The following is a 12,954-nucleotide window of genomic DNA, read 5'->3' on the forward strand; positions in this document are numbered from 1 at the left end:
TTAATGTAGAATCATTGTTTTGTCAGTGCGTTCCAGAGAGGTACCTTTTGTTTCCGGCATGATGCGCCATACAAAAATCAGCTGCAAGACCATCATAATTGCGAAAAAGGAAAAAGTGATTCCGCCGCCCAGATATTCAGAAATGATCGGGAAGGAAAAGGCAATAATAGCGGCCATGAACCAGTGAGTAAAGCTGCCAAGGGCCTGTCCATTTGCACGTACTTCATTTGGGAAAATTTCCGATATAAATACCCAGATCACTGCGCCTTGGGAAAAAGCAAAAAAGGCGATGTAGACAAAAAGGAAAACAGGAACGCCGGTAAAATCCTGTATAAAAAATGCTCTTGCAACTAATCCGAGCGTAACAATGACGCCAACCGAGCCGATTGCCATAAGCGTACGCCTGCCAAAACGATCAATGAAGTTGATGGCTAAAAGCGTAAAAGCAAAATTGACGAAACCGATTCCGGCAGAAGAAAGAAATGCAGCTTTTGCTCCTAATCCGGTCATCTCAAAAATACGCGGACTATAATAAATAATGGCGTTAATTCCGGAAACCTGATTGAAAACAGCGAACAGAATGGCCAACATAACAGGCATTTTATATTTGGAAGAAAACAGCCGGGCAGAAGGTTTGTCCTTGGTTTCCTCCCTTGCATTCATGATGGCAAACAAGGTTTGTTCACTTGTCTCGGAATCGATGATATTGAGGATTTTCGTTGCCTGCTGTACATCACCCTTTTTCATGATAAGCCAGCGCGGACTTTCAGGAACGTAAAGTATCGCCAAAAGGAAAACCAGAGAAGGCACAGCTTGTATGCCCAGCATCCAGCGCCATGCGTTCTCGCCCATATCCTGCATAAAATAATTAGAGAAATAAGCGATCAGTATTCCAAAAACAACGTTGAATTGAAATAGACCGACCATTTTTCCACGTGATTTGGCTGGCGAAATTTCGGAGATATACATCGGCGCAGCTACGGACGAAGCACCAACGCCCAGGCCACCAAGGAAACGGAAGAAGATGAAAACATACCAGTCGGTTGCCAGAGCAGAACCGAGTGAAGAAACCAGATACAAAACAGCAATCCAGAACAAGGTGGTTTTTCTTCCAAGCTTGTCTGCCGGAATGCCTCCGAGCATTGCGCCAAGTACGGTTCCTATAAGTGCGATGGAAACAGTGAATCCATGTTCGACCGCGGAAAGGTCCCATAAATGCTGAATGGCTTTCTCTGCTCCTGAGATAACGGCCGTGTCGAATCCGAAAAGAAACCCGCCAAGCGCAACAACGATTGACCAAACTAATACCTTACTGTTTTTCATTGGTAGTTCTGATTTTTTTGTCAAAACTACCACCAACTGATGCCCGGAATAACTAAATAATATCTCAAAAAAGTTAAACTTTGATACGGTTGTATTTTAGAAGTATATAATAATGATAATCAGGGATTTAGCGCAATATTTAAAATTTGATACATGATTGGATCTTCAAATTTGATACATAGTGTTTAAAAATTGTATCATTTTTGCCGAATAGACTGAGAGGGCAATTGAACAATTAGTAGAAAATCTTATAAGTTAATATGGCTTCTTATGATTTTTTATATTCCATCGGGGTTTGATTATATTTTCCTTTGAAAGCAGTTGAGAAATAAGTTGGGGAGGAGAAACCAACCTTGTAAGCTACGTCCGCGACAGTCATATCGTCACGACGAAGTAGAAATTTTGCCTTGTTGAGCCGAACCTGCTGCAGGTATTCGTTAACACTCATATTCAGAAGCGCTTTTACCTTTCGGTAAAGCTGTACGCGGGACATTCCAAGATCTTTGCCAATGTCCTCCACGCTAAGTTCTGAGTTGTCATAATGCTCTTCTACGTAAGCAGTAAATTGTGTAATAAATTTCTTGTCGAGTTTGTTCGGATTGGCCGCTGATGAGGTTTCAATGGGTAATTCGGTGGTGTAATGCTCACGAAGTAATGCTCTGTTTCTGAGCAGCGTTTTAATCATCTCCTGTACATACAACAAGTTGAATGGCTTGGTAATGTAAGCGTCCACACCAGTCTGAATACCTTCTATTTGTTGTTCGGTGTTGGTGCGGGCTGTGAGTAAAATGACCGGAATGTGGGAAGTTCTGAAATCTGATTTTAATATTGAAGTTACACTTAGCCCGTCTTTCTTAGGTAACATCACATCACATACAATCAAATCCGGGATGTGTTCAAAGGCGAGTCGCAACCCTTCTTCGCCGTCGTTTGCAACGAATATCTGATAGCCCGTCTGCAATTTTTGTTCAAGAAGCCTTACCAGATCAAAATTGTCTTCAATGATCAAAACAGACTGTTCTTTTGCTACGTCACCAGCAGCCGGAATATTTGCTGGTAAACTTTCCTCATTCAGTTCAAAATTTTGAACCATAGAAAAATCTTCAACCTGTTCATTTCTCAATTCATCTGGTTGAAAATGTTTGTTGCCAAGTGGCAATTCAATCGTAAATGCAGTTTCCTTGTTTGGTTTACTGCGTACAGAAATAGTCCCTTGATGGAGGGATATCAGCTCTTTGGAAAGTGCCAAACCCAGGCCGGTTCCCAGTGCCTTGGCATTGCTTTTGGCCTGATAGAACACCTCAAAAACCTGCGCGATTTCTGATTCCGTCAGTCCGATGCCGTTATCTTCTACTGTAATTTGTACCTTATCAGGTGAGAAATTTTTGATATAGAGATAAACCCGTCCTTTATCAGGCGTGAATTTGAAGGCATTTGAAAGCAAATTGAAAATAACTTTGTCTAACATTGTGGCATCAAACCAGACCAATATTTCTGCTTCGGAAGTGATCAGTTGAAAATCAATTTTGTGTTTTGAAGCGATTCGTTCAAATGCTACCATGATATCCTTCACAAATGCCACCAAATTGTGTTCGCTCGCACGTACCTGCATTCGGTGACTCCCTAGTTTTCTGAAATCCATCAGCTGAGTTACAAGGCGTAGCAGTCGCAATGTGTTCTTTCTGATCAGAGAAAGTTCCTGTTTTATAAGCGGGTCACGAATTTTTTCACTGTCCAGAATATCCTCAACCGGTGCGAGAATCAGCGTGAGCGGAGTGCGGAATTCGTGAGAAATGTTTGTGAAAAATTTAAGTTTAGCCTCATTTTCAACCTCAGCACTTTGCGCAAGTTGTTCAATCTGATTTTTCTGGTCTAATATTTCATGGTTTTGAACGCCTAGCCGCCTGTTTATTTTCCGGTTTTCACGCAGTGAGTAAAAGGACAAAGCTCCGAAAATCAGCGCGAGCGCCAATGTGGCCGAAACGGCGTAAATGATAGTACTTTGATTTTCGGAAATAGCGCGTTGCTCCTCGATCTTCTCCTGGCGCCTTTCTATATCCTGTTCCTGAGCAACCAGTTTTTCTCCCTGTAATTTCATGATCCGCACATTTGTCGAATCGATCATGGTAATTTGAAGCCGGTTATCTCTTTTGAAAGGTTGTTTTTGCAGAATTGAAATGGCCGTACGAATGGCTTCTTCACCGCCTGTAGGATAAAGAATAGTTGCATTTAAAATGTCCTTATCTACAAGATCAATGCCGCCATTCGGCCCGATCAGCCCGTCAACGCCAATTAGCCGGATCTTTTTTTCAACGCCTAAATTCTTACAAACTTTAAATGCAGTCAGCGCACGACGATCATTCTGACAAAAAATAACATCAATGTCTGTATGTGTTTTCAGCAATTTAGTCAGCGGAGCTTCCAGAGAATATTTGTCCCAATCGCCATCAAGTTTTGCAGTCAATTCAATGCCAGGAAAGCGGTTGATCGCTTCCATAAAACCTTTGTGGCGATCTATGTCTGCGGATGAGCCTGGCTTTTCGCTAATCTCAATCACCTTTCCGGTTCCTTTCAGTAGCGTATTTGTATAAGTGCCTGCAATTTGTCCAACCTCCAAATTGTCTGCGCCAACATAGGCAGTATATTGATCAGAATTTGTACGGCGATCCAGAATAATTACTGGAATTCCGTTTTGATATGCTTTCTCAACAACGGGCGAGATAGGTTTGGCTTCATTAGGAGATACTATAAGCAGGTCAATGTTTTGTTTGAGCAATTCTTCAATCTGAGTGATTTGTTTTTGGCTCTGGCCGCCCGCATCCTTCATAATAAAGTTAATCTCCGGATTGAATGACAGCTCGCGGTACATGCTCTCCTGCATAGTTTTACGCCAGTTGTCACTGGCCGTGCACTGCGAAAAGCCAATTGTATACTGTTTTGATTCTTTTTTGGAACAGGCAGTTACAATAAGAGAAACCAGAACAATAAGTTTAAAATATTTCATTATTTTTTTGCATTCAATTCAGCAGTTTGCTGTATAAATGTATTACAAATGAAGTTTGAATCAAATTGTCACAGCTTATGAAGTGTATGTAATTTTATGAAGGATTGCCCTATCGTTCCTGTTAATAAGTACCTTATAAGCCTGAATTTCCATATTATAAAAAAACATCCCTTGGTTTTCCATGGGTGAAAAATTCTTGGTCCTTCTCACCACAGCTGTGCATATCGCAAATTATTTTTCTATTTGAGATCGGAGTCATTCAGCAAACCAAATTAAAGGCTCAGGAGCTTTAGTAAAGTTTGATAGAAAATTCATTATTTGTATTAGGTTTGTTGAATAGCTGGCATATTCTGAATTTGTTTAAGAGTTCGTAGCCTTCTAGTTTCCAAATCGTTTGGAACAATAATTTAAACAAATACAATTGCTTAACTAACAGGTTGGTAGGATACCTAGAGCTACTATATTGTAAAAAGACCATTTGCTATTATGTCTGCCATGTAAAATTTATTATGGCGCCAGTTTCTTGTTTAATTCCAGCCTTCATTAAAGAGACTTTATGGGAAACCCCGCCAACAGTGATTTAGACAAGCTTTTTCAAGGACCTGGGGAAATGCGCGCCATTTGCCGGGCATTTAATTGGTCACAAACCGTTTTAGGAGCCAGCAGGCAGTGGCCTCAATTTCTTCGTTCATCCGTTCAATTGATTTTGGCTACTCCTTTTCCTACTGTAATTCTATGGGGAAAAGAACTTGCTCAAATTTATAATGACGGCTACCGGGATCTAATGGGTGATAAGCATCCATCAGGGCTTGGTCTGCCCACACAGGAGTGCTGGCCTGAGGTATGGCACATCAATGAGCCCATTTACAGGCGGGTTTGGCAGGGCGAGTCTTTTCGTTTCGATGACGCACTCTACCCCATTAACCGTTTAGGTTACTTGCAAGATGCGCGGTTTACCTTAGCTTATAGCCCGGTGTTTATAGATTCAGGTGAAGTTGGCGGCATATTGGTAACAGTACTTGAAACAACTCGCCAGGTGCAAGAAAAAAAGGATGTTAAGCAAGCATTAAACAATAGTGAGCAGCGGTTTGGCCACTTAGTTACAGCTACTTCCGAGATCGTTTACACAATGAGCCCCGACTGCCAGCAAATGTTTCAGTTGGTAGAAAAGGATTATCTGACAAGCGCAGCTTCGCCCAAGGGCAATTGGCTGGAAGAATACATTCCGCATACAGAGCGCGACCGCGTCCAGGAACTCATTCGAAAGGCCATTGAAGGAAAGGCGCCATTCGAAGCGGAACACCAGGTTTATCGCCGGGACGGCTCTGTTGGTTGGGTTTTTTCCCGTGCTATCCCGATTTTGAATGAAGCAGGCGACATCCAGCAATGGTTAGGGGCAGCAAGTGATGTTACCAAACAAAGGCAGGCAGACCAACGTTACCGTATGTTATTCGAGTCCATTGATGAAGGTTTTTGTTTATTAGAGCGCGTAAACAGTCAGCAGGTCGATTTTCGGTACCTGGAAGCAAATCAGGCATTTTCGCAGCATACAGGCGTTGGAGCAGTAACAGGTAAAACGATCAGGGAAGCATTCCCCGAAGCTCCGGAGGAAGCTTTCGCCCTGTACGAGAAGGTCTGGCAAACTGGTCAGTCTGTACGTGCCGTCATTGAAGTAAACGGTATCGACAGGGTTATTGAGCTTTTTGCATTTCTTGTTGAGCAGGGCGCAAATAGGCAGTTAGCTGTCATCTTTAAAGATATCACCCAAGATAGGCTTGATCAAACTCGTCAAGCCCTTTTGGCTGATGTAAGCCAGGAGCTGGCCAGTTTAGATAACGTTGACCAAACAATGGAAAGGCTTGGTGGTAAAATCGTTAACCATTTCAAAACGTCAAGAGTTGCCTTTAGTCAGGTAGGAAAACAGGGTGTAACCGTGGAATATGATTGGCACCAACCAAACTTATTAAGTATCCAGGGTTCATACCCGATTGAGCGTTTTTTAACAAAAGATTTCCAGCAGATATGTGGCACCGGTAAGACGCAGGTTATCCACGATGTTGCGATCGATACCGGCGTCATCCCGCAATTTGCGGAAGCGATGAACTGCGCATCATTTGTAAACATTCCATTGCCCCGGCACGGACAATGTCACTTTTGTATGACTGTGATGGATAAAGAGCCCCGTCACTGGCGTGAGGATGAAATTAGTTTAATGCGTGACCTTGCAGAACGCATTTGGGCACGCCTTGAAAGTCTGCAGGATGAAAAAGCCTTGCGACAGGCGGAAAAGCGTCTCAGGCTTGCCACGGAAGCTGCCGACATGGCGACCTGGGAGTGGCAATTGGATACCAACCAGATATTCTGGAACCAGGAGCATTTCAGGATATTTGGTCTCGAACCTCAAAACAAGCCAGTCAAACCTGAGCTTTTCTTTGAGCATGTGCATCCGGATGACCGTGAACGCGTAGGTGCCCAGCTGCAACAGGCCCTGGATCGCGATGAGTTGTTTGATTCGGAGTTTTGTGCTGTTCTTCAAGACGGTTCAAACCGCTGGATGAGTGGCTACGGCCGTGTGATGGAGAAAGTGAATGACCAGCCTGTCATTATGAGTGGGGTTATGTTTGACGTTACGGAGCGTCGCCAGGCTGAGCAAGCTCTTAACGAGTCCGAAGAGCGCTTTCGTGCTTTTGTGACCTCGACCTCGGATGCTGTCTACCAGATGAGCCCCGATTGGCAGCATATGCACCAGCTAGTAGGAAAGTCTTTCCTTTTTGATAAAGCAACAAAGAATTCCAGCTGGTTGCAGCAGTATATTCCATTAGAAGATCAGCCATTCGTACAGAAAGCGATCGATAAAGCAGTTGCCGCTCAGGTGCCTTTTGAGTTAGAGCACCGTATCATATTGGCAACAGGAGACATAGGGTGGACATTTTCCCGGGCAATCCCGAAGTTTGACAAACAGGGTGAAATCGTCGGATGGTTTGGAACTGCCAGTGATATAACGGAAATCAAACACTCTCAGCAGGCGCAACGAGAATCTGAACTGCAATACCAAATCTTGTTTGATTCGATCGACGAAGGTTTTTGTGTTATAGAAGTCCTCTTTGACCAGCATGAGAAGGCGATCGATTACCTTGTTTTGCAAGCTAACCCGGCACTTATCCGGCAGACCGGCCTCATTGATGTGGTCGGGAAAACGATGCGTGAGCTGGCCCCAGCCCACGAAGAGTTCTGGTATGAAACCTACGGACGTATTGCCAAAACAGGCGAACCGGCCCGTTTTGAGCATGAGGCGACTGCATTGGGGCACTTCTACGATGTTTACGCTTTTCCTATTGGCCCGCCTGGTCAAAACCGGGTTGCCGTTTTGTTCAATGACATCTTGGACAGAATGATCGCCCGGCAAACTCTGGAAGCAAGTCAGACGCGTCTTTCTGCTATATTCCAAAGCTTGCCAGTAGCGGTCGGAGAATTTGACCATGATGGGAGGGTTGTTATTGCTAATCAGGTGATGAATCGCTATATGCCTACCGGACTTATGCCCTCTATGGATGAAAGCCGTTATGATCGCTGGCTTGCGTATAATGCTGATGGCAGCCGGCTGCATAGGAGCCATTACCCCGGTGCCCGTGCACTGCGAGGAGAACGGGTTTTACCACCCGTCGAAATGCAGTATACCATGGACGATGGAAATACGATATGGACCCATGTAGCAGCAGTGCCTCTTATCAATAGCGAGGGAAAGGTTACCGGGCAGGTAACAATCGTTACGGATATTGACCAACTCAAATCAGCTGAATATGCCCTTCAACAGGCGGACCGGCGTAAAGATGAATTCCTGGCCATGTTGGCCCATGAGTTAAGAAACCCTATGTCTACCATACGAAATGGTTTGTCGGTACTATCGTTAACCAGGTCAGAATCTGATTCTGTTATGGAGCAAACCCTGACACTGATGGAGCGGCAGGTAGATCATCTGGTGCGACTAGTGGATGATTTGCTTGATGTAAGCCGTATTACCCAAAACAAGATAGTACTTAAAAAGGAGCATATTGAATTAGGGGGAAAACTATCGGAAGCGGTCATGGCAATTGGCAGCCAGTATGCGGCGGCTGGGAAACAACTGCACCTAACAGCTATGACGGATCGTATATACGTCACAGGTGACACTACACGGTTAAGCCAGGTGATCACCAATCTTTTAACAAATGGCCTTCGCTACACGGGTGATAATGGCCAGGTTTGGGTAAGTTTGAACCGACAAGACGGCCATGCACTGATCCGCGTTGCCGACAACGGAATAGGACTTACGACTGAGCAACTGAGCTCGATTTTTGATCTTTTTGTGCAAGCTGATAATTCACTGGCGCGCGCGCAAGGAGGGCTGGGCATCGGACTTACACTGGTACAGCGTCTGGTCAAAATGCATGGCGGATATGTAGAGGCTCGCAGCAATGGATTAGGCCAGGGAAGCGAGTTTTTGGTCTACCTCCCAATAGCAGATAAACCATCAATTACAAAAGCTATAACTGGCATGAGCGTTGGTCAGCAACTTCGCGACCAGTACATTTTGGTCATTGACGATAACGTCGATGCAACGATACTGGTTACCTTACTTTTGCAATTAAAAGGATTTAAAGTGGAAAGTCGCAAAAGTGGTTTAGAAGGGATTGAAGCAGCCGAAACAACCAAGCCTGCGGTAATCTTGTGTGACATAGGCATGCCTGGGATGAATGGCTATCAAACAGCAAAAATGATTAGGCAGCGGTCCTGGGGCAAAACTATTCCAATGATTGCCCTGACAGGTTATGGTCAGGAGGAAGACAGGCAGTTAGCCCTGGACGCCGGCTTTGATAGTCATCTTGTTAAGCCAGTTGACGTCAAAGAGCTGATCCGGATGATTGATGAACTAACGAAATAATCCCGTTTGCCTGGCATCATGCTGCATAATTTCAACGATAATGCAAATAGATATACTGATGACGGAAATTTTGAAATTACTTCCTTTACGATGGAGCATGCCACAGAAGTGTCTGTCATTAGCAAAAACAACTGATACCCTTCCAAATTATTGACCGGTTTAATAAAGATTACACATTACAAAAACTTAGTGACCAGATCGGGCAAAATGAAATAGGTCTGACGCTGTTTAGAGAAATCTTGTTCCGTGTTGATAAAGATAAGTATGGATTCAGATATATCATACAGAAGTCTAAGGCAATCTACAAGAGTTGCCTTAACCCCAACACAAGAGTTCCGCCGAGACGAAGTGGTTACGCTTTTATTACCTCTTTTTCTGGCACCGTTACACGATGGCCTTTGGCCGGCTGAAAGATCTTAACTTTCCTTTTAGCAACTGCCATATTATAGGCAATACTGATAATGCAACGATACCTAATACTACTTTTTCGAAATTATCCCTGACTAGTGGAATGTTACCCAAAAAGTAACCCGCAAAAGTCAAACTCACAACCCAAAGAATTGCCCCGATGATATTAAACTTAAAAAAGACGCTGTAATTCATTGCCGCAATGCCGCCGACGAAGGGTGCCAACGTCCTGACAATAGGAACAAACCTGGCTATTACAATTGTAGACGCGCCATATTTATCGTAGAACCCTTGGGTATGGGCAAGATGTTCTGGTTTGATCATACTTTTTCCGAAGAGACGGATTTGCTGAATTTTACCTCCAAAACGGCGTCCGATCAGGTAATTGCAGCTATCGCCAAGTATGGCCGCTAGTATGAGCAATCCAACAATGAGCCAGATGTTAAGGGAATCGGAATATTTGGCAGCCATTATTCCTGCTGCAAATAGTAACGAATCGCCAGGAAGAAATGGCATAAAAACAACTCCGGTTTCAATAAAAATAATTAGAAAAAGGATGAAATAAGTCCATGCTCCATACTGCTCAATGATATGTCCCAGATGTTTATCCAAATGGAAAAATATATCCAGGATTCCGTTAAAAAATTCCATAATTACCAAATTTTATTTGATGTTCACCATTAATAGGCAAACGATAATATATACAAGCATGATCGTAAATGCGTAAAGCATTCCAGGAAACATTTCGTTTTTCGATTTACTTTTTTCGTTTTTCATAATCTGTAATTAACATGTGAGAATAATAGCATAGCCGCTACATATGTCGTCTTATGAAGTTTTGAATTGCGGTTGAACACGTCATTAACTTACTATCAGACATTTTATTTTTACAGTTGTAAATTTACAGTTATAAATTTACAAAAAGAAATATCTTATTCAAATTTTAATATTAGTCACAATTTATTCTGTTTGAAAAAGCGAGTTAAGACTGCACTTATCCTTTTCATAGGACCCTGACAAAACTATATTTATGGAATTTCAAGTCTTCATTTCACTGTTGTAGCTGGTCGCTCTGGAAACGGTTTTTGGCGTTGCCATCTCCATTCCAATTTCGCTGGGAGTACCCGTGATTCTGGGCATAAAGGCTAATGAATCAATATTATGCGACCGCCAGTCCACGGTGCCTGACGATATTGATAACCTGAATTATAGGGAAATTGTGTGGTAAACGCTGCTGGAAGAAAAAAGTAGTACACCTGCTCCGCGTCGTGGTGCTTTTGTATAATTAGCCGATTTTGCTACTTACATGCTGTCCAATCGATCCGCGTTTATTTGATCCGCAAAAAGTCTTTGATCCGTTTGTTGAAAAGTTCGACTGGAAGGCGTTTTTCAGAATCGCAAAAATGTACTATTGAGAAACCGTGTGGAAGCTACGAATGGATGATCAGGAAGTGCCAAATAATAAAAGATCCATATTTTACCTAGGGCCTGAAATTTTTGCGGCATTTTTTGTCCAAAAAAGCCTTCTATTACACTTTAATAGAAGGAAGGGTCAAAAGTCAACTTTTTTCGCTTCTTTCAACCGTATAATCGTAGATTTGCGACTTGAAAAAATTAGAAGATGATTACAATTGAAAATTTGGCCGTTGAATTTAGCGGTTCTGTCCTTTTTAGCGAAGTTTCCTTCGTTATTAATCCTACTGATAAAATTGCCCTTATGGGTAAAAATGGAGCGGGGAAGTCAACAATGATGAAGATCATTGCTGGTGAGCAAAAAGCCAATCGTGGCCATGTGCGTGCACCAAAGGATGCCGTTATCGCTTATTTGCCGCAACATTTGCTTACGGAGGATAACTGTACCGTTTTTGAAGAAGCGGCCAAAGCGTTCAAGCAGGTTTTTGAAATGCGTGCTGCGATGGAAAAGCTGAATCTGGAGCTCGAAACCCGCACAGATTATGACAGTGATGAATACATGGCTATCATTGAGCAGGTTACCGAAATAGGTGAGAAATATTACCAGCTGGAAGAAGTAAATTATGACGCAGAGGTTGAGAAAGCCTTGAAAGGATTAGGATTTAGGACGGAAGATTTTCAGAGACAAACCAAGGAATTCAGTGGAGGCTGGCGTATGCGTATTGAGCTTGCCAAAATATTATTACAAAAGCCGGACCTGATTTTGCTGGATGAGCCTACAAACCATATAGACATTGAATCAGTGATGTGGCTGGAAGACTTTTTAGTCAATAAGGCGAATGCAGTAATGGTTATTTCTCACGATCGTGCTTTCATCGACAATATTACCAACCGCACGGTTGAAGTAACCATGGGCCGGATTTTTGACTACAAAGCGAATTATTCACATTATTTGGTCTTGCGTGAGGAGCGCAGGTCACATCAGGTGAAGGCGTATCAGGAACAGCAGAAAATGATTGCTGATAATATGCAATTTATTGAACGCTTTCGCGGGACTTACTCCAAGACGAACCAGGTTTCTTCCCGTGAGCGCATGTTAGAGAAACTGGAAATTATTGAAATTGATGAAATTGATAATTCTTCTTTGAAACTTCGTTTTCCCCCTTCGCCACGGTCTGGGGACTATCCGGTTACCGTAAAAGATGTTTCAAAATCCTACGGAGATCAGGTTGTGTTTAAAAATGCAAGCATGACTATTTCGAGAGGGGAAAAGGTATCGTTTGTGGGGAGGAATGGTGAAGGTAAGTCTACAATGATCAAGGCGATTATGGGCCAGATCGATGTTGAAGGGACCTGCCAGCTTGGCCATAATACGAAGGTCGGCTATTTTGCACAAAACCAGGCATCCTTGTTAGACCCAAATCTGACAATTTTTCAGACGGTAGATGAGGTCGCAGAGGGAGATGTGAGAACTCAGATTAAAAATATTCTGGGGGCCTTTATGTTTCAGGGTGAAGACATTGACAAAAAAGTGAGTGTTTTGTCGGGTGGCGAAAAAACGCGGCTTGCCATGGTGAAGTTACTCCTGGAACCTGTAAACTTACTAATTCTTGATGAACCAACGAACCACCTGGATTTAAAGTCAAAGGATGTTTTGAAAGAAGCGCTAAGAAATTTTGATGGTACGCTCGTGCTGGTTTCTCATGATCGTGACTTCTTGCAGGGCCTTTCCCAAAAAGTTTTTGAGTTCAAAGACAAACGTGTCATCGAGCATTTCGAAACGATTGATGCTTTCCTGGAACGCAATCGGATTAAAAGTATAGCCGATCTGCAACTTGCCAAGTAGAGGTTGGTTATAGTTTATTAATTTAAAACTCGTTGGGTG

Annotated in this window: 5 protein-coding genes; 2 read left to right on the forward strand and 3 right to left on the reverse strand. The window is 43.0% G+C overall.

All coding sequences use genetic code 11. The features are described 5' to 3' along the window. Both L0657_RS27045 and L0657_RS27050 read right to left on the reverse strand, forming a co-directional pair. Nucleotides 1-1,323: a sugar porter family MFS transporter gene (locus tag L0657_RS27045; protein ID WP_235153990.1), complete on the reverse strand. Its 1,323-nt coding sequence runs from the start codon at nucleotides 1,321-1,323 to the stop codon at nucleotides 1-3. 268 nt (nucleotides 1,324-1,591) lie between these two features. Beyond that, nucleotides 1,592-4,327 (reverse strand): substrate-binding domain-containing protein, encoded by a 2,736-nt coding sequence (locus tag L0657_RS27050; RefSeq protein ID WP_235153991.1) that lies wholly within the window; start codon nucleotides 4,325-4,327, stop codon nucleotides 1,592-1,594. Nucleotides 4,328-4,883: 556 nt separating this feature from the next. Here L0657_RS27050 and L0657_RS27055 point away from each other — a divergent pair. Further along, nucleotides 4,884-9,248 carry a PAS domain-containing protein gene (locus L0657_RS27055; RefSeq protein WP_235153992.1) on the forward strand — a complete coding sequence of 1,455 codons (4,365 nt, stop codon included), beginning with the start codon at nucleotides 4,884-4,886 and terminating at the stop codon, nucleotides 9,246-9,248. Between the two features lie 384 nt (nucleotides 9,249-9,632). On the opposite strand, the gene L0657_RS27060 is transcribed toward L0657_RS27055, so the two are convergent. Continuing rightward, on the reverse strand, nucleotides 9,633-10,307 hold the full coding sequence (locus L0657_RS27060; protein ID WP_235153993.1) for a VTT domain-containing protein: 675 nt from the start codon (nucleotides 10,305-10,307) through the stop codon (nucleotides 9,633-9,635). Nucleotides 10,308-11,277: 970 nt separating this feature from the next. On the opposite strand from L0657_RS27060, the gene L0657_RS27065 reads away from it, so the two are divergent. Next, a complete protein-coding gene (locus L0657_RS27065; RefSeq protein WP_235153994.1) occupies nucleotides 11,278-12,915 on the forward strand; it encodes an ABC-F family ATP-binding cassette domain-containing protein in 1,638 nt (545 codons plus the stop codon). Nucleotides 12,916-12,954 lie beyond the last annotated feature (39 nt).

It is taken from the genome of Dyadobacter sp. CY345, from assembly GCF_021502725.1.
Classification (GTDB): Bacteria; Bacteroidota; Bacteroidia; order Cytophagales; family Spirosomataceae; genus Dyadobacter.